General features: G+C 66.6%; 13 protein-coding genes. 1 reads left to right on the top strand and 12 read right to left on the bottom strand.

Annotation, left to right across the window (positions count from 1 at the left end; all coding sequences use genetic code 11):
* Nucleotides 1-3,345: a UvrD-helicase domain-containing protein gene (locus VIM12_RS09585; RefSeq protein WP_331941396.1), complete on the top strand. Its 3,345-nt coding sequence runs from the start codon at nt 1-3 to the stop codon at nt 3,343-3,345.
* Here VIM12_RS09585 and VIM12_RS09580 read toward each other — a convergent pair.
* The 12 genes from VIM12_RS09580 to VIM12_RS09525 all read right to left on the bottom strand — a co-directional run bounded on the left by VIM12_RS09580 (nt 3,305) and on the right by VIM12_RS09525 (nt 17,987).
* A complete protein-coding gene (locus tag VIM12_RS09580) occupies nt 3,305-6,007 on the bottom strand; it encodes a putative bifunctional diguanylate cyclase/phosphodiesterase (RefSeq protein ID WP_331941395.1) in 2,703 nt (900 codons plus the stop codon). The genes VIM12_RS09585 and VIM12_RS09580 overlap by 41 nt on opposite strands.
* 250 nt (nt 6,008-6,257) lie before the next feature.
* Nucleotides 6,258-7,274 (bottom strand): chemotaxis-specific protein-glutamate methyltransferase CheB, encoded by a 1,017-nt coding sequence (gene cheB, locus VIM12_RS09575; protein WP_331941394.1) that lies wholly within the window; start codon nt 7,272-7,274, stop codon nt 6,258-6,260.
* Nucleotides 7,271-9,562 carry a hybrid sensor histidine kinase/response regulator gene (locus tag VIM12_RS09570; RefSeq protein WP_331941393.1) on the bottom strand — a complete coding sequence of 764 codons (2,292 nt, stop codon included), beginning with the start codon at nt 9,560-9,562 and terminating at the stop codon, nt 7,271-7,273. Before VIM12_RS09570 ends, cheB begins: the two co-directional genes overlap by 4 nt.
* Nucleotides 9,559-10,221 carry a chemotaxis protein CheW gene (locus VIM12_RS09565; RefSeq protein WP_331941392.1) on the bottom strand — a complete coding sequence of 221 codons (663 nt, stop codon included), beginning with the start codon at nt 10,219-10,221 and terminating at the stop codon, nt 9,559-9,561. Before VIM12_RS09565 ends, VIM12_RS09570 begins: the two co-directional genes overlap by 4 nt.
* Nucleotides 10,218-11,486, bottom strand: coding sequence for a CheR family methyltransferase (locus VIM12_RS09560; protein WP_331941391.1), 1,269 nt, complete (start codon nt 11,484-11,486; stop codon nt 10,218-10,220). The genes VIM12_RS09565 and VIM12_RS09560 overlap by 4 nt, the downstream gene beginning before the upstream one ends.
* Nucleotides 11,483-11,944: a chemotaxis protein CheW gene (locus tag VIM12_RS09555; protein ID WP_331941390.1), complete on the bottom strand. Its 462-nt coding sequence runs from the start codon at nt 11,942-11,944 to the stop codon at nt 11,483-11,485. The genes VIM12_RS09560 and VIM12_RS09555 overlap by 4 nt, the downstream gene beginning before the upstream one ends.
* Before the next feature lie 12 nt (nt 11,945-11,956).
* Complete coding sequence (locus VIM12_RS09550; protein WP_331941389.1) at nt 11,957-13,771, bottom strand: methyl-accepting chemotaxis protein; 1,815 nt, start codon at nt 13,769-13,771, stop codon at nt 11,957-11,959.
* A gap of 180 nt (nt 13,772-13,951) precedes the next feature.
* Nucleotides 13,952-15,091, bottom strand: coding sequence for a dTDP-4-amino-4,6-dideoxygalactose transaminase (gene rffA / locus VIM12_RS09545; protein WP_331941388.1), 1,140 nt, complete (start codon nt 15,089-15,091; stop codon nt 13,952-13,954).
* 36 nt (nt 15,092-15,127) lie between these two features.
* Complete coding sequence (locus VIM12_RS09540) at nt 15,128-15,907, bottom strand: class I SAM-dependent methyltransferase (RefSeq protein ID WP_331941387.1); 780 nt, start codon at nt 15,905-15,907, stop codon at nt 15,128-15,130.
* A gap of 2 nt (nt 15,908-15,909) precedes the next feature.
* On the bottom strand, nt 15,910-16,341 hold the full coding sequence (locus VIM12_RS09535) for a GtrA family protein (protein ID WP_331941386.1): 432 nt from the start codon (nt 16,339-16,341) through the stop codon (nt 15,910-15,912).
* On the bottom strand, nt 16,334-17,032 hold the full coding sequence (locus VIM12_RS09530) for a metallophosphoesterase family protein (protein ID WP_331941385.1): 699 nt from the start codon (nt 17,030-17,032) through the stop codon (nt 16,334-16,336). The genes VIM12_RS09535 and VIM12_RS09530 overlap by 8 nt, the downstream gene beginning before the upstream one ends.
* Nucleotides 17,013-17,987 (bottom strand): ATP-grasp domain-containing protein, encoded by a 975-nt coding sequence (locus tag VIM12_RS09525; RefSeq protein ID WP_331941384.1) that lies wholly within the window; start codon nt 17,985-17,987, stop codon nt 17,013-17,015. Before VIM12_RS09525 ends, VIM12_RS09530 begins: the two co-directional genes overlap by 20 nt.
* Nucleotides 17,988-17,989 lie beyond the last annotated feature (2 nt).

Genomic DNA, 17,989 nt, shown 5'->3' with positions numbered 1-17,989 from the left:
ATGACGAACCGGAACCAGGCGGGCGCGCCGCGCGCCTACGAGGCAAACGGAGAGGCAGTGGACGCGCTGCGGTTCACCCGCATTGCCTGCGACCCGGCGCGCTCGGTTGTTGTCGAGGCATGCGCGGGCAGCGGCAAGACCTGGCTGCTGGTGGCGCGCATGCTGCGCCTGCTGCTGGCCGGATGCGAGCCCGCCCAGCTGCTGGCCATTACCTTCACCCGCAAGGCCGCACAGGAGATGCGGGAGCGACTGCTGCAATTGCTCAGCGACCTGGCATTGCAGCCGGAGGCCGAGGTGCGCGTCCTGTTGCTGGAGCGCGGCGTGCCGGAGGAAGAACTGGCACGCGCGCTGCCGATGGCGCGGCGCCTGTACGACCGGGTGCTTGCCAGCCCGCAGAGCTTGTCGATCGACACCTTCCACAGCTGGTTTGCCCGATTGCTGCAGATTGCGCCGCTGTCGTCCGGCGTGCCGCACGGGTACACGCTGACCGAATCGGTCGGCGAACTGATGAGCGACGCCTACCGGCGCTTCATGCAGTCGCTGCGCGAGACGGACAAGCAGCCGCTGCGCGAGGCGCTGGAACAGCTTTACCGGATCGCGGGCGACAGCAATGCCCGCCGCCTGATGGACGCCTTCATCGAGCGGCGCACCGAATGGTGGGCCGCGTCCCGGCACGATCCGCAGGCGCCGTACGATGCCCTGTGCGCATTGTGCGGCGAGGATGGCGAGCGGGATGCGCGCCTTGCATTGTGGGAGGACGAGGACCTGCGCGGGCGGCTGCTGGCGATCGCGGCGCTGCTTGGCCAGGGGGTGAAGCGCAACCAGGATCGTGCGGTCGCGATCGAATCGGCGATCACCGACGGACCCGGCCTCGACCGGTTTGCCCGCCTGCTGGCGCAGTTCTTCGACGACAAGGGCGTCCTGCGCGGCAACGACAACCGGCGCGGCAAGCTGCTGGCCGTGCTCGAGGCGCATTTCGGCCCTGGCGGCGCGGATGCGTTCGACCAGGCGTTCGCGGAAGCGGGCGCGGCGTTGCTGCAACTGCAGCGCCGCAGCTGCGAGCGGCAGGTGCTCGCCCAGAACGCGGCGCTGTTCGCGGTAGGCCCGGCGCTGCTGGAGCATTACCAGGCGGTGAAGGCGGAGCAGCGGGTGTTCGACTTCGGCGACCTCGAGTGGCATGCGTGGCGGCTGCTCACCGACGAGGCGCATGCCGCCTACCTGCAGAGCCGGCTCGACGCCCGGTACCGCCACATCCTGCTCGACGAATTCCAGGATACCAATCCGCTGCAGTGGAGTATCGTGCGCGCATGGCTGCATGCGTATGGCGACGACGCCCAGAAGCCGAGCGTGTTCGTGGTCGGCGATCCCAAGCAATCGATCTACCGTTTCCGGCGCGCCGAGCCGCGCGTGTTCGCCGCGGCGCGCGACCTGCTTGCCGCCGGCGGCGCCGACGTGCTGCGCACGAACCAGACCCGCCGCAACGCGGCCGCGATCATCGAAGTGCTCAACGCGACCTTCTCCGGCAACCCGATCTACGCCCCCCAGACGACCCTTGGCAGCGCGGGCGGGGCGGTATGGCGGCTGCCGCTTGTGCGTGCCGCGGCGCCGGAAGACGCACCCGAAGCGGAGGCGGCGGATGCCGGCCTGGCGTTGCGCGATCCGCTGACCGCGCCGCGCGCCGAGGAGGAGGATGCGCGCCGGCTCGACGAGGGCCGTGCGCTGGCCCGCGGCCTGCTGCAGGCCCTGCGCGAGCTCGGCGAACGCCGCGGCGCGCCGGCCTCCTGGTCCGACGCGATGCTGCTGGTGAAGAAGCGCAGCCATCTCGGCGCCTACGAGACCGCATTGCGGGAGGCCGGCATTCCCTTCATCTCGGATAAGCGCGGCGGGCTGCTGGAATCGCTCGAAGTGGCCGACCTAATTGCGCTGCTTGGCTTTCTTGTAACGCCTGGCGACAACCGGGCCTTGGCCCATGTGCTGAAGTCACCGGTATTCGGCGCCACCGACGATGACCTCGTCATGCTGGCCCAGCGTGCGGAAAGGACCTGGTGGCTGCGCCTGCTGTCGGCCCGGCAGGAGCAGGGCGTATTGCTGGCGCCGCCGCTCGGTCGCGCAGTGCGGCTGCTGGAAAGCTGGCTGACCGCAGCGCCCCGACTGCCGGTGCACGACCTGCTGGACCTGATCCTGCACCAGGGCGAGCTGGTCGAGCGCTACGCGCAGGCGGCGGCGCCGGCCTTGCGCGCACAGGTGCTCGGCAACATCGCTGCCTTCACCGAGCTGGCGCTGAACCTGGACGCGGGCCGCTACCCCAGCCTGCCGAAGTTCATCGAGGCCCTGAGGCTGCTGCGCCGCGGCGCCGACAACGAGGCGCCGGACGAAGCGGCGGTGGATGCCGCCGTCGATGCGGTGCGCATCCTGACCATCCACAGCGCAAAAGGCCTGGAAGCGCCGATCGTCGCACTGGTCGACGCCAACCACAGCGAGGCGATGCGCGAGGACTGCGGCATCCTCTGCGACTGGCCGCAGGATGCCGAGGCGCCCACGCATTTCTCCTGTTTCGGCCGCGCGGCAGAGCGGGGCAGCGCACGGGATGCATTGTTTGCGGCGGAGGAAGCATTCCGCAGGCAGGAGGACTGGAACCTGCTCTACGTGGCGGCGACCCGCGCCCGGGAAATCCTGATCGTCAGCGGCGTGGAGGGCAACCGCGGTGCGCGGGACGACGGTTCGATCGAAGGCAGCTGGTACGACCGCCTGTCGGCGGTGCCCGCGTTCCTGCCGCCGGACGCGCACGACCGCGCCGGGGATGCCCTGCCGGATCCGGCGTTCCGGCTCCCGGTATTCCGGCCGGCACCGCTGCCGGCCGGACCGGTCGCAGCGCGCGAACCGGTCGGCAATGCCGCCATCCAGGAAGGCATCGCGCTGCATGCGCTGCTGGAGCGCCTCACCAGCCTGCCGGCCTGGCCGCCGCGGCTGCCTGGCGTCCGTGCGCTGGCAAGCTGGCTGCGCTGTCCGCAGGCGGTGGCCGAGAAGGTGCGTGGACAGGTAGAGCGCATCCTGGGCCAGCCGGACCTCGAGCGCTTCTTCAACCCGGCGCATTTCGAGTTCGCCCGCAATGAGCTGGAGGTGCTGGCGGGCGGCGAGCTGATGCGTTTCGACCGCGCGGTGATCTGCCGCGACGCGGTCTGGATCATCGACTACAAGCGCGACCTGCTGGACGGTGAACGCAAAGGCTACCGGATGCAGCTCGAACGCTACCTGGCGGCGGCGCGGCCGGTGTTCCCGGGGAGAGCGCTGCGTGCCGCGCTGATTACGGCTGACGGGCGCCTGTGGGAGCTGGAGCAGCTGTAAACGACACGGCGGCGGCGCCGGGCAACAGGATCTTCTGTTCGAATTCGGTGGACGTCAGCGGGCGATCGACGAAAAACCCCTGCACCTGGTCGCATCCCTCGTCGCGCAGGAAGGCGAACTGTTCCTCCGTCTCGACGCCTTCGGCGATCACCTTGTGGTTCATGCTGCGCGCCATGCTGATGATGGCGCGGGTGATCGCGGCACTGTCGGCATCCGTGGTCACGTCTTGCACGAAGGAGCGGTCGATCTTCAGGGTATCGATCGGGAAGCGTTTCAGGTAGCTGAGGCTGGAGTAACCGGTGCCGAAGTCGTCGATCGACAGGCCCACGCCCATGTCCTTGAGGGCCTCCAGCACCGCGACCGTCAGCTCGAGGTCGTACATGGTGACGCTTTCGGTCACCTCCAGTTCCAGGAAGTGCGCGGGCAGCCGGGTTTCGTGGAGCACGCGCGCCACCAGGTCGAGGAACTGCTTGTCCCGGAACTGCACCGCCGAGACGTTGACGGCCACCGGCATCGGCCTGTATCCCGCGTCCTGCCACTTGCGGTTCTGTGCGCAGGCCTTGCGCAGCACCCATTCCCCCATCTGGATGATGAGGCCGCTTTCCTCGGCGATCGGGATGAACTGCGCCGGCGACACCGGGCCGCTGTTGCGGTCATGCCAGCGCAGCAGGGCTTCGGCCCCGACCACCTGGCGGCTGGCGATGTCCATCTTCGGCTGGAAGTACAGGGCCGATTCTTCCCGCGCGATGGCGCGCCGCAGGCTGCCCTCGAGGGCGAAGCGCTTGATCGCGCGCTCGTTGATGCGGCGCATGAAGAACTGGTAGTTGTTGCGCCCCTGCGCCTTGGCCTGGTACATCGCCGCTTCCGCATGCTTGATGATGGTGTCCGCGTCCTCGCCGTCTTCCGGACACATGCTGATCCCGATGCTGCACGTCATGTGGATTTCGTGGCCCTCGATGAGGTAGGGCTCGGTCAGCGCCGCCAGCACCTGGCTAGCAGTACGCGCGGCCTGGTAGCCATCGCTGGCCTCCTGCATCAGCACCACGAACTCGTCGCCGCCATGGCGGGCGACGGTGTCCGGGTCGCGCACCAGCCGCTTCAGGCGGGCGGCGATCTCGATGAGGAGGCGGTCGCCGATGAAATGCCCGAGCGTGTCGTTGACATGCTTGAACCGGTCGAGGTCGAGGAACAGGGCCGCGGTCCGCGTGCGGTGCTTGAGCGCCAGCGCGATTGCCTGGGCGAGCCGGTCCTGCAGCAGGAAGCGGTTGGGCAGGTCGGTCAGCGCGTCATGCTGCGCCAGCCAGGACATGCGCTGCGACATCGCGCGCATGGCGCTGACGTCATGGAACACCAGTACCGCGCCCATCACCCGGCCGTCGCGACCGTGGATGGGCGCGCAGGAATCATTGACGGCCGATTCGCTGCCGTCGCGATGGATCAGGATCGCGTTCGCGGGTAAGTGCGTGACCCGGTCTTCCGCGAGCGTGCCGCCGACGCTCGGCACGACGGCCTCGCGCGTGATCGGATCGACGATGCGGAACACTTCGTGGATCGGCATGCCGCCGGCTTCGGCCAGCTTCCATCCGCTCATGTTTTCCGCCGCCGGGTTCATGTAGACGATGCGGCCGTCGACATCGGTGGTGATCACGCCGTCGCCGATGGAGTTGAGCGTCACCTCCGCGCGCTCGTGCTCGTGAAACAGGCTCTCCTCGGCCGCGCGGCGCTCGCTGGCCTCGGCCTGCAGGCGCGCATTCGTCGCCGACAAGGCATTCAGGTTGGACTCCAGCACGTCCAGCGTCTCGTGGAGCGCCTCGCCCGCTTCGGCACGCTGCTCGTCGAGCCGGAGCAGCAGGCGTGCCGTCCACGCGATCAGCACGCCGAACACCAGCATGCTGCTCAGCGTGATCGAAATCATGCCGAAAGTGATGTCGTAATACCCTGCCTGGAAGCCCCAGAACTGCACCCGCTCCATCAGCACCGGCAGCAGCAGGGCGGCCGGCAGCAGGCGGCGCGCCGTGATCCCGCCCGCGCTTTCGTTGGTCAGCAGCCGCATCGCGCCGCACTCCGGGCGGGCGGCAAGGATTGCCGCGCAGAGCAGGAGAAAGGCCAGGGTAACCGGCAACCCGATCATGCCGTAGTAGGGAATCTCGTAGAGCGCGCTCTTGCCGTACAGGTAGCCGATCGCGGGAACGAAAGCGTTGAGCGCCGCGACCAGGGTCAGCAGCTCGGTGGCGCGCGGCCTGGCGTTCTCGATGCGCAGGACCAGTGCGATGCCGAGCAGGACGAAGACGGCGGCGCTGATCATTGACATGCGTCCGCCATCGGTGAGCAGGATGCGGCTGACGCCCGTGTCGTGCCCGGCAAGATATTCGTACAGGGAGGCGGCGCCGAGGGCAATGACGGCGGCGGCGGAAAGATGCGCGGCTGCCCGGTGCAGCCCCTGGGGCGGACCGGCGGCGGACGGCAGCAACGCGAAGCTGGCAAGCAGGAGGCCGAGCGCCACCGCCGATTCCACCCGCAGCCAGGGCGGCAGGGCGGCGGCGAGCGACGGGATGGGGACCGCCCAGGCCGCGAGCACCAGCAGGGCGCCGGCCGCCAGCGCGATTGCTGTCGCGCGGGCGAACGCATGGTAGCGGTGCGAGGTTCGGCTGGGCGGGTGCATGTGCGCGTCTCCGGGCGGCATCGCGCGGGTCAATGGAACAAGACCCGGCAGCAAGTGGCCCGGGGAGGGCGATGAGTGGCCGGGATGAAAAGTGGTTGTCCGGAAAGTGAGTGGAGTTGCACGAATGATAAGACGAGAGCCGGCGGAACAAAGTTCCGTCGGTCGCGGTCCGGCGGCGATGAGATGTCACGGCGGCAATCGGCCGGGTCAAACCGGGCGCTCTTCCGCAATGACGCGCATCAGGAGTGCGTCAGGTCCGGCAGTGCTCGCCGAGTGCCGCCGCGATCCGGTCGAGGGCAAGGATCTGGTCGGCTGCCGCGATTTCGGCGGCGGCGCGCGGCATGCCATAGACCGCGCTGCTGGCCTTGTCCTGGGCGATCGTCGCGTGGCCTCTGCGACGCAGTGCCAGCAGGCCCTCCGCGCCGTCGCGCCCCATTCCGGTCAGCAGGACGCCGACCGCGCGCCGCCGCCAGTGCCGGGCGACGCAGTGGAAGAACACGTCGATCGACGGCCGGTACGGATACTCGAGCGGGGTATTGCGATAGACCAGGCGCTGGTTGTTGGCAAGCACCAGGTGATCGTTGGTCTTCGCCATGTAGATCTTCCCCGGGGCGAGCAGCTGCCCCTGCGCGATGACCTGGATCGGCGCCGCTACCTGCTCCCCGAGCCAGCGTGCGAAGCTGTCGCTGAACTCCTGGTCGATGTGCTGCACGATGACCGCCGCACAGTTCGGCGGCGGCGTCCAGTCCCGCAGGATCCGCGACAGCGCGACCGGGCCGCCGGTGGAAGCGCCGATGGCGACCAGCGTGTCGACTTGCCCGCCGGGCAGCGCGGCGGGCGGCGCCTCATTGCCGGCGGCACGGGTGCCCGGCGCATTTGCAGCGATCAGCTTGCCGATGGTGCGGATCTTCGTCATCAGTGCCCCGTCCTGTGAGGAATCGCCGGCCAGGACTGGGGTCGCCGCAACGTCGAGGGCGCCCGCGCCGAGCGCGCGGAACACGAGATTGGTGCTTTCCTGCGGCGATGCCGTCACCACCAGGATCGCGCACGGCGACTGCTGCATGATGCGCCGGGTCGTCTCGACGCCATCCATGCCCGGCATCAGCAGGTCCATCAGCACCAGGTCGGGCCGGTCGTCGATGCACATCTGGATCGCCTGCTCGCCATTCCGGGCGACCCAGGCCACCTGATGTTCCCGATGCCCGGCGACCAGCCGTCGCAGCGCCTCGGCGATCAGCGGCACGTCATTGACGATTCCTATCCTCATGGCGCGGCTTCCCCGATCAGGTCGAACACCGCTTCCAGCAACGTCTCGTCATGAAAGCTGCCCTTGGTCAGATAGTAGTCGGCGCCGGCATCGATGCCGCGCGCGCGGTCGTCCGGGCGGTCCTTGTACGACACGATCATTACCGGCAGCGCATGCAGCCTGCCGTCGGCCTTGATCAGCGCCGTCAGCTCGATACCGTCCATGCGCGGCATGTCGACGTCGGTGATGACCAGCGCATAGTCGTTGCTGCGCACCGCGTTCCAGCCGTCCATGCCATCCACGGCGGTGTCGACCTCATAGCCGCGCGCCTGCAGCAGCTTGCGCTCCATTTCCCGCACCGTCAGCGAGTCGTCGATCACCAGCACCCGCTTGCGGCGTCGCTCCGCTGCGCTGTTACCACGTTGCAGGCGTCCGAAGCCGCCTTCGGCCGCCAGTCTTTCTATGCCCGCGATCATGTCGGCCACATCGAGGATCAGCACCGGCGTGCCATCGTCCAGCAGCGCCGCCGCACTGACGTCGCGCAGCTTGCCGAACACCTGTTCGATCGGTTGCACGGCGAGGCTCTGTTCGCCGAGGATCGCGTCGACTGCCAGACCATATCGCCGCTGCGGCGTGCCGATCACGACCACCGGGATCCCGTCGGCGGCGCTCCGCGCCTCGCCCAGTTCCAGCAGCTGCGCGGCGGGGATCAGGCTGACATGCTCGTCGCCCATGGCGAAGAACTGCTTGTCCTCGAGGGTCTGTATGTCGGCGGCGGCGAGTCGGAGCACGCGCTCGATGCGGGCGATCGGCACCGCATACGGCTCGCCCGCCACCTCCGCCACCAGCGTACGCACGATCGATTGCGACAGCGGCAGGGTAATTTCTGCCGTGAAGCCACTGCCGGTCCGGGAGGACAGCGCCAGCGCACCGTTCATCGCGCGCACTTCGGCCTGCACCACGTCGAGTCCGACGCCGCGTCCCGACACGGTGCCCGCGCTTTCCTTCAGGCTGAAGGCGGGAAGCAGGAGGAAATCGAGCAGTTCGGCGTCGCTCATCGCCGCCGCCATCGCCGTGCTGGCCATCTGCCGCTCGACGATCCTGCCGCGCACCCGTTCCAGGTCGACGCCAGCGCCGTCGTCGCTGACCTGGATGACGAGCATGCCGCCGCTGTGCCGTGCTTCCAGGCGTATTGCCGCCTGCACCGGCTTGCCGGCGCCAGCGCGCTGCTGCGGCTGCTCTATGCCGTGGTCGACCGCGTTGCGCAGCAACTGGTTCAGGATATTCTCGACTCGTGCGAGGACATCGCGGTCGACCAGGGTGTCGCGCCCGCCGATCTCGAGCCGCGCGTCCTTGCCGAGGCTCCGGGCGAGGTCGCGCACCATGCGCGGCAGGGCGCGCACGCCGTCGGCGAACGGCCGCATGCGCAGGGCCAGCACTTCGTCGAGGGTATGGCGGGCCACGCTCAGCAGCCGCCTTTCATGTGCCTCGAACTCGGCGATGCGCGCTGCCAGTTCTTCGCGCAGCGGCGCGACGCGCTGCTGCAGCAGCGCCAGCCGGTCCAGCACGATGTCGCCCGATGCGCCGGCGAGCAAGGTCTGCCGCAACTGTTCGAACGCGGCGAACATGTCCTGCTGCCGTTGCTTGTAACGCTGCAGCGACTGCAGGTAGGGTTGCAGTGCGTGGGCGCCGACGCGCGCCTCGCTGGCGAGGGACAGCAGGCGGTCGAAGCTGCGCGAACTGACTTTCAGCACCGCTTCGCCGGCCGGCGCCGTGTCGTCGGCCGGGCCCGGTGCGCCGGCAGCGATACGTTCCCCAGGGGGAGGCGACGGGGAGGGCGCCGGGGCAGGAGCGGGTGCATCCGCCTGGTCGCCCGACCCGCCGAGATCGGCCGCCGGGTCGGCCGCCTGGTACAGCGAGGCGAGCAGGTTGGCCAGCGCCGGCTTGTTCTGTGCAATCCATCCTGCCGTCTCTGCCTCGTCCACGGAAGCGATGCGCACGATCATGTCGACGCCGGCCAGCAGGCGATCGATCCTGGTCCTGGTCAGCCGCAGCCTGCCTTTCTGGGCCGCCACGAAACAGTCCTCCATCACGTGGGCAAGGCGTTCGACGGGCTCCAGGTTGACGATGCGTGCCGCGCCCTTGAGCGAGTGCGCGGCGCGCATCAGCGGCTCGATCGCGGCAAGGTCGTCGGGATTGCGGTCAAGGGCGAGCAGCCCGTCGGTCAGGATGTGCGCCTGTCCCTCGGCTTCGCCGCGGAACAGCGCATGCAGCGACATGCTGCTGTAGTCCTTGTCGTCGCCGCTCATTTCAGCACGCTCGCAAGCTTGCGTCCGAGCAGCGCCGGATCGAGGCAGCCGACGAACATTCGGTCGACCCGCAGGATGGCGGTGACATAGCGGTAGAGTTCCTTGTTGGCGGCTGCAGGCACCGGTTGCAGGTCCGCGGGCGCATGGCGGTGGATGCCCAGCAGTTCGTCGACCGGCAGCGCGTACGCCTGCTGCTGCAGTTGTACCGCGAGTAGCCGGGGAAAGGCGCGCGAACCGGCAGCTCCCGCGGCCGGGGATGGCGCACCGGACGGCAGCAGTGCGGCCAGCGAGATGCAGGGCCGGATCTGGCCGCGGACGTTGACGACGCCCTGCAATATGCCCTCGTTGCGATGCGGCAGTCGCCGCGGCCTGGTCTGTTCCGTCACGGTGACGGCGACCGATGCGGGCAGCGCCAGCCATTCCTGGCCGATGCGAAATATCATTACCGCCGCCTCGTCGTCGCGCTCCACTTCCTCCGGAAGCGCAAAATGCGCGGCCCATTCGGCGCGGTACGCCTCGGGCAGCGCACGCTGCATCACCTCGCCGGCGGCGGCCCCGTAGACCTCGCAATGGCGGCAGTGGGCGTGCTGCCGCAGGCGTTCGCAGCTGCGGTCGCCGCGCACGCCCTTGCTGTTCCAGCAATCGTCGATCGCGCTCATCGTTCCTCTCGTCCTGCAGCCAGGCGCTCGAACACCCTGCCGGCCCGCGCCCGGCAGCGTGCCGCTTGTGCCGGGTCGCCCTGGCGTTCTGCCAGCAGCGCAAGATGGCACAACGCGTCGTAGTGGGTCGGGTCGAGATAGACCGCGCGCCTGAGGCAATCCGCGGCAAGGCCGTCGTCGCCGTCGCGCTCGCTCAGCAGCCCGAGCAGGAACCATGCCTCGGCGCCGTCGGGCGACTGACGCAGGCAAGCGCGGCAGGCGTCGGCGGCGGCGCGGGTCTCGCCCCGGTCGGCGAGCAGGCGGGCCCGCGCCAGCATCTCGGCAGGCGCCGGCTGCGGCGGGTCGGGCAGCCGCGCCGACGGCTGTGGCCTTGCCGGCGCCGCCTGCACTGGCGGCACCTCCGGCATATAAGGGCGGCGCCGGCGCGGGCGGGACGTCGCCGGCGCCGCCGGCATTGGAGATGCGCGTGCCACCGGCGGCGCGCCCGCTTTTGCCAGTGCAAATGCGCGCGGGATGGGCAGGCGCCGGAAACCATGCTGGCTGAAACTCATCGCTTCCGCATACCCGGTAAACAGCATGCCGTCGTCGCGCAGCAGCCGGTGCAGGATGGCGACGGCGCGCTGTTGCGTCGGCGGGTCGAAATAGATCAGCAGGTTGCGGCAGAACACCAGGTCGTAGCACAACGCGGCATCCGGGATGTCCAGGTCGAGCAGGCTGCCGCAGGCAAGGCGCACCATGCTCCGCACGTGCTCTTGCAGCGCATAGCTGTCGCCGACGGGGTTGAAATGACGGTCGCGGAAACCCAGGTCGCGGGTGCGGAATGCGTTGCGGCCGTAGACGGCTTCGCCGGCGCGCCTGATCGCCCGGGGGCTGACGTCCATCGCGTCGATGGTGAAAGCGTGGGGGGCGATGCCGGCGTCGAGCAGCGCCATGGCCAGGGAATAGGGTTCCTCGCCGCAGGCGCAGGGCACGCTCAGTATGCGCACTGGCCGATGCACGGCGGTCCGCCCGGCCACCGCCCGGCAGGCCGCCGCAAACGCTTCCTCGTCGCGGAAGAACCAGCTTTCGGGAACCACCAGGAGATCGATCAGTGCGCCGAGCGCATCGGGGTCGGACAAGAGGTGCGCCACGTGGCCGGCAGGATCGCCGGTCGCTTCTTCCTTGGCAAGCCGTCGCAGGGCGGCGTTCAGCGCTTCAGGAGCGATGTGGATGCCGGTGCGCTGCCTGATCAGCCTGTGCAGCCTGTCGAGATGTTGCGTGGTCACCGGCTTGCCTCGCCTCGCGGATAGAGCATTGCGCGCACCGGTTCGGTCAGCAGCAGCGCCGGTGCGATCAGCTGGACCATGTTCTCCTGCCCGGTGCTGACCTTGCCCAGCCATGGCGCGTCGGGACTGCGGATGCCCGGCGCGGCGAAGGCGCCCGGGTCAATGTCCTGCACGCCGCTCACGCCTTCGGCAACCAGTCCGAGGGGCAGCACGGCATCGGCGGATGGAAAATCGACGAGCAGAATGCGGGTGTCGAACCGCGCCTCGCAATCCTTCCCGCAGGCGAGCCGGCAGAGGTCGATCACCGGCACCGGCGCGCCGTGCAGATTCATGATGCCGGCGACGAAGTCCGGCGCATGCGGCAGCCGCTTGAGTTCCATCAGCGGCAGCACCCGCCGCACGTCCCGGAGGGGCACGCCGTATCGGTCCTTGCCAAGATGGAAAATCAGGAACTGCATGCTTGCGCAAGCCTACATGTGAACCGCAAAGCTGGAGACCCCCGCCTGCAGGTCCTGCGCGGCGTACTGCAACTGCTGCACCGCCTCGCTGGTCGCCCTCAGGGCATCGACCGCCTGCTGCGTCGCCTCGTTCAGCTGGGTCATCGTCTCGCTGATCTGCGACGCGCCGACAGCCTGTGAATGCATGCCCTCCAGCACCATGTCGAAGCGCGGAGGAAGCTTCTGCACCTGGTCGATCACGGATTTCAGGCTGTCGCCGACTTCACGGTTCTCCTCCACGCTGCGCCGGATTTCCTCGGAAAACTTGTCCATGCCCATCACGCTGGCAGACACGGCGGACTGCATTTCCTTCAGCATCTGCTCGATGTCCCAGGTGGCGATCGAGGTCTGGTCCGCCAGCCGGCGGATCTCGGTCGCGACCACCGAGAAGCCGCGCCCGGCCTCGCCGGCTTTTTCCGCTTCGATCGCTGCATTGAGGGACAGGATGTTGGTCTGGTCGGCGACCTTGGTGATCGTCGTCAGCACATTGTTGATGTTGCTGGCCTTCTCCGACAGCGCGGCCAGCTTGCCGTTGATCGCGTCGGTGGCGCGCACCATGCGCTGCATGGCCTGGTCCATCCTGCCGAGTCCGCCATGGGCGGCAAGCGTTGCCGCCGACGTCCGCTCCGTCACCTGCGTGACTTCCTCCATGGCCTTCAGCAGCTGCGCCGTATTGGCGGAAATTTCCTTGGTCGTGCTCAGCACTTCCACGCTGGTCTGCGCCTGCTCGACGCCGGTCGATTCCTGCTGGCGCGCGGAAGCGGCAATCTCGGTGGTCGAGGTCGCCACCTGGATGCCTGCCTTCTGCACCCGGTCCAGCAGCACCCGGAGATTGTCGAACATGCGTGCGAGGCCGCTGCCCAGCTGTCCGATCGCATCGCTGCCGGACACCGTCACGCGCCCCGTCAGGTCGCCTGCCGCCGCCTTGCTCACCACCTCCAGCAGGGAGTCGACTTTTTCGCGCAGCAGCGCCGTCGCCTCGCGCTCCCGCGTCTGGATGTCCATGATCACCTGCGCCATCTGGTTGAACTGCACCGCCACCTGGCCGATCTCGTCCTTGCCGAACACCTCGGCGCGCGCATCCTGGTCGCCGGCCGCCAGCCGGTTGACCGCGCCGGTCAGGTTCTGCAGCGGCGGCACCACCGAGCGGGCGAGCAGGACGGCGATCGCCAGCGCGGCGAGCACGCAGGCGACGCCACCCCCGACGATCAGCGTCAGCATCGAGCGGTTCAGTTCGGTGGCGCTTGCGCTGCGCTCGGCCAGCAGGCGATTCTCTTCCGTGTTGATCTGCTCCACCAGCCCGTGGATGTCGTCGATGTGCCGGAAGCCCTGCGCGAGCAGCGGATCGCGGGCAATCTGGTCAGGCGCTGTCGCCGTCCTTCCGAGGCTGCGCCGCTTGTCGATCAGCGGTGCGACGACGTCATTGAGCCAGGACTGGCCCAACTTTTCGATCGACTGTACCCGTGCGCGCTGGACGGGATTGTCGGCGACCAGGCGCCCCAGTTCTTGCAAATGGTTGTCGAGTTCGCGCCGATTGCCGTTCACCCGCCCCAGGAAGCGATCCTCACCCGTCAGCAGGAAACCGCGGTACTCCGCCTGCAAGTCCAGCAGCGTCTTCTCCACGGCATTGCTCCTCAGCAGAACCTGCAGGGTGTGGCGGTCCCATTGGTTGGCGTCGCTCAGCTTGCGGTAATTGCTGTAGGTGCTCAGAAGCAGCAGGAGCAGCAGGATGACGATTGCGCCGAGGCCGAAATAGAGTTTTTTGCGCAGGCTGAGGTCTTGCAACATCGGTTCTCCTGGAAGGGCGGGGTGCGATGGCGGACAGCGAACCCCGAAGCTGGGGTGCAAGCCGGCATGCCTGCGGACATTATGCTTGAACAGACCTGTTGTTGCAGCTCAAGTTGCGGGGGCGGCATGATCCGGCCCGCCCGCGGCCGATGGCGAAGGGAGGTGTTTTCGCGTGCCCGCTCAGCGCATCGCACGCTCGAGCGTATCGACGACAAAGCTCTGCTGTTCCTCGGCAAGCCCGACCCAGAGCGGCAGGCGGATCAGCCGCTCCGACTGCGTGTCGGTGACTTCCATGGCGCCGTGGGTGCGCGCGAAGCGGCGGCCCGCTGGCGAGGAGTGCAGCGGAACATAGTGGAACACCGAGTAGATGTCGTTCTGCTTCAGTTCCGACAGGACCGCCTGGCGGTCGATATGCGGCGAAAGCAGCACGTAGTACATGTGCGCATTGTGCCGGCAGTCGGCCGGAACGACCGGACGCCGCAGCAGGCCGCGCTGCTCGAGCGGCGCGAGCGCGGCATGATAGCGGTCCCAAGCCTGCAACCGGTCGCGGGTGATCGCTTCCGCATCCTCCAGTTGCGCCCACAGGAACGCGGCGATCAGCTCGCCCGGAAGAAACGAGGAGCCTGCTTCCTGCCAGGTGTACTTGTCCACTTCTCCCCGGAAGAACCGGCTGCGGTCCGTACCCTTCTCCCGGATGATCTCGGCCCGCTGTGCGAGCAGCGGGTCATTGACCAGGATCGCGCCGCCTTCGCCGGAAATCACGTTCTTCGTCTCGTGGAAGCTGTATGCGCCGAGATGGCCGATGCTGCCGAGCGGCCGGCCCTTGTAGCTGGCCATCACGCCCTGTGCCGCGTCCTCGACCACCTTCAGCCCGTGCTTTTCCGCGATCGCGAGGATGGTGTCCATCTCGCAGGCGACGCCCGCATAGTGCACCGGCACGATCGCCTTCGTGCGCGGCGTGATCGCCGCCTCGATCAGCCGCTCGTCCAGGTTCAGCGTGTCCTCGCGGATATCGACGAACACCGGCACGCCGCCGCGCAGCACGAACGCATTCGCCGTGGAGACGAAGGTGAACGAGGGCATGATGATCTCGTCGCCCGGATGGATGTCGAGCAGCAGCGCCGCCATCTCCAGCGCGGCCGTGCAGGAGTGGGTCAGCAGCGCCTTGCTGCAGCCGGCCTGCTGCTCCAGCCACTGGTGGCAGCGCTTGGTGAACGGACCGTCGCCCGCGAGCATGTTGCCGAATTTTGCCTCGGCGATGTAGTACAGCTCCTTGCCGGTCATGTAGGGGCGGTTGAACTGGATTTTTTCTTTGCTCATTTCAAATCTCGTGCGAATGGCAGGCGGTGTCCGGACTTACGCTTGTTTCGAAACCCAACTGTCTTTGGGTTTCGTCGCAACCAACAGGAGCGAACCGCCGGCAGGAAAGCGAATGCCGAGTTTCAGCATTGCCAACTCGACGCGCATCACGGCCTTAAGTATCGCGTTCATCCAGCCGGGAATCCGAAACTCGGCCATCGGGTCGCGCTCTCCTTCCTGCGCGCTGACGCGGGAGAGGCACATCAATGGTAGTAGCAAGCTGACAAACGATGTCACGTAGGTGACGCGAAGGCCTGCCCGTTCAGTCTTTTTTATCAGATCGGCCCTGGAATAGCGGCGCACATGGCAGGCATATTCGTCGCTTTTTGACCATAGCCACTGATGTTGTGGAACGGTGACCATCAATGTCCCTTCCGCTTTCAACGCTCGCGCGAGGTTGCGGAGGACGAGCTCGTCTTCTTCGATATGCTCGATGACGTCGAACGCGCCGACCACGTCGTAGCGTTCGGCGTCGTCCATCGTCGTCGCATCAAGCGTCCTGAAACGGGCCTTCGGAACCCTCGCGCGTGCATACTCAAGGCCTTCCTCAAAATACTCGGCGCCATGGAGTTCCGAGGAAGGATACGCTGTGCTGACTGCTTCCAGTACGTATCCGGTTCCGCAGCCGACTTCAAGGAAGGATTGGAATCGCTTGGCCTTGCGCGCCAGCGCCCAGAGCAGCAGTTGATTGCGTCCCTGGAACCACCAGTGGCCGGACTCAACCTCCGCAAGCTTAGCGAAGGATGACGACTGAAATGGAAGGCGTGTCGTTGACATTTTCATTTGCGCTTGAAGACGAAGAATTTCAACGCCAGGAACAGAAATGCGGCTACCACCAGGATGGCAACGGCCTGCACCAGCCAGTGCGGATATCCAAGAAAGTCGACGCACAACGTCAAAATGGCGAGATTGAGAAAATAGCCGGCCAGGTACACCAGACCATAGCGAAAACCCGAACTCCATACGCCGCCGTTGTAGGAAAACGTGAGGCCGCGGTTCCCGAAAAAGCCGAGAATAACGCCAATTCCATAGAGCACGCTCATCGCCGCCTTTGACGGCATTCCAAGATGAGTGACAGTGAGGTACAAAAGGTAGCCGATGCCGTTCGTGGCGAAACCGACTGCGCCGTACCGCATGAGCTGACCGAACGTCTGCCTGTCCATCTGGGCAAGCAGGCGGATGCGGCCCGGCCGTACTGGTGAGTCAGGCATTGGAACGGTCCATTGCCAGCCTGTCGATCTTGCCGCCAATTCTTGCGCCGATGGAGAGGTTCTCGTAGAAATACGGTTCAAAGCCGGCAGCGCGCATTGCATCCTGGGTACGACATATGTCGTATTCGACGCGTTCAAGGGAAAAATCCATGCCGTTCCAGAGCGCAAACGATGCCCGCGCGTCGCCATCCCGGGGCTGGCCAACGGAGCCAGGATTGCAATAGGTACGGCCGGTTCCTTTCCAGATGCAGGGGACATGGGTATGTCCCGACGCAAATGCCGTCCCTTCCCGCCGCGAGAAATAGGCCTCCGAAGGCATGACGTATTCGTCCACGGGGTCATTCCATCCGCCGTGCACGATATTCAGCCCGTCGAACGATCCTTGCGACTCAAGTGTCCTGAGCCATTGCTTGTTCTCGTCGGTAATGACGGCCCGCTGGTACTCGATGCAAACGTTTGCACTGTTCGAGCGCGGGCAGGTTTCATCGAAGGCGACGTAGCGATCATGATTGCCAAGCAGCGAATAGATGCCTCTGGAGCGAAGCAAGTCGCAGCATTCGTTGATCTCGCAATAATAGCCGGCGGTATCGCCAAGGCAGACGATGCGCGTAATCCCCATGGCATCGATTCGGTCAAGGACCGAGCGAAGGGCCGCCAGGTTCCCATGAATGTCAGAAATGAGCGCGATCATGAAGCACGTAGTCCTCGATATATCGGACGGCAAAGCCATCCCTGATGTTGGGTTGCACCGGCAGCTTACCGTGCAGGTAGTAATCGACGCACATCGCCGCCTCGTTGAAGCCGAAGGCGGTCCTCATGGAACTCGTCGACGACACGCGCGGGTTGATCTCCAGGAGTTTCCATTGCTGCCCGTCGCGGCGGAACTGGAGATTGGTCGGTCCAAGGGGCCGGAAATGCTTGCAGAGCCGGCCGACAACTTCATCCAGGCCCGCATCCTTGCGTACCCGGGCCTTGGCTGTCGATCCGTCTTGTGCAAGACGCCGTTGCAATGTGATGGAGGCCGGCACGCCTCCATGACCGTCGCCGAATACCCCAACCGTGTATTCCTCATCGTCCGATCCGACGATCGGCTGCGCAAGCAGATGCTCGCCAAGCAGATGCGCATGCAGTGCGAAGGTGCTTTCGTCGTGCACCCTTACCAAGCCTTTCGACGCATAGCTGCGCCGGGGCTTCAGTATGAATGGCAAGCCCAGCAGCGTTGACAGCGTTGAGAAATCGCCGGAGAGGTAGCTCGGTATGCGCGCCTCGTCGCCGAGATCCAGCAGGGCTTGATGCATCAGCCATTTGTCACGCGAAAGCGCGATCAGAAGCGGGTTGTTGAGCGCGAAACGGCAGCGCAGCCCTGCAATTTGCTCCCGGCAGTCCGACAAGCGCTGCACATCCTGCTCGATGCCAGGTATAACAAGGTCGACCTCATGGCGCATGGTCACTTCTTGCAGCCATTCCAGGTATTGCTCACTTGCGGTCAACGGGGCCTGCTCGAATCTTTCGCACCACGCACGCCCGACCGCGTCTGTGTAAATGTCGGTACCTATCAGATGAATATCGGGCAGGGCCCGCTTCAGCGAACGCAACAATCCGTACCCCATGATTGCCCCGACACCCGTAACCATGATTGTCGTCACCG

Origin of the sequence: Noviherbaspirillum sp. (assembly GCF_036563305.1) — a bacterium.
Lineage (GTDB): Bacteria > Pseudomonadota > Gammaproteobacteria > Burkholderiales > Burkholderiaceae_D > Noviherbaspirillum.
The sequence above is the reverse complement of the archived record's forward strand: the minus strand, read 5'-3'. Positions and strand labels throughout refer to the sequence as shown.

Excerpts from the sequence above, each read along its gene's own strand:
- VIM12_RS09585 (WP_331941396.1), top strand. The coding sequence starts at position 1 with ATGACGAACCGGAACCAGGCGGGCGCGCCGCGCGCCTACGAGGCAAAC.
- VIM12_RS09580 (WP_331941395.1), bottom strand. The coding sequence starts at position 6,007 with ATGCACCCGCCCAGCCGAACCTCGCACCGCTACCATGCGTTCGCCCGC.
- cheB (WP_331941394.1), bottom strand. The coding sequence starts at position 7,274 with ATGAGGATAGGAATCGTCAATGACGTGCCGCTGATCGCCGAGGCGCTG.
- VIM12_RS09570 (WP_331941393.1), bottom strand. The coding sequence starts at position 9,562 with ATGAGCGGCGACGACAAGGACTACAGCAGCATGTCGCTGCATGCGCTG.
- VIM12_RS09565 (WP_331941392.1), bottom strand. The coding sequence starts at position 10,221 with ATGAGCGCGATCGACGATTGCTGGAACAGCAAGGGCGTGCGCGGCGAC.
- VIM12_RS09555 (WP_331941390.1), bottom strand. The coding sequence starts at position 11,944 with ATGCAGTTCCTGATTTTCCATCTTGGCAAGGACCGATACGGCGTGCCC.
- VIM12_RS09550 (WP_331941389.1), bottom strand. The coding sequence starts at position 13,771 with ATGTTGCAAGACCTCAGCCTGCGCAAAAAACTCTATTTCGGCCTCGGC.
- rffA (WP_331941388.1), bottom strand. The coding sequence starts at position 15,091 with ATGAGCAAAGAAAAAATCCAGTTCAACCGCCCCTACATGACCGGCAAG.
- VIM12_RS09540 (WP_331941387.1), bottom strand. The coding sequence starts at position 15,907 with ATGTCAACGACACGCCTTCCATTTCAGTCGTCATCCTTCGCTAAGCTT.
- VIM12_RS09535 (WP_331941386.1), bottom strand. The coding sequence starts at position 16,341 with ATGCCTGACTCACCAGTACGGCCGGGCCGCATCCGCCTGCTTGCCCAG.
- VIM12_RS09530 (WP_331941385.1), bottom strand. The coding sequence starts at position 17,032 with ATGATCGCGCTCATTTCTGACATTCATGGGAACCTGGCGGCCCTTCGC.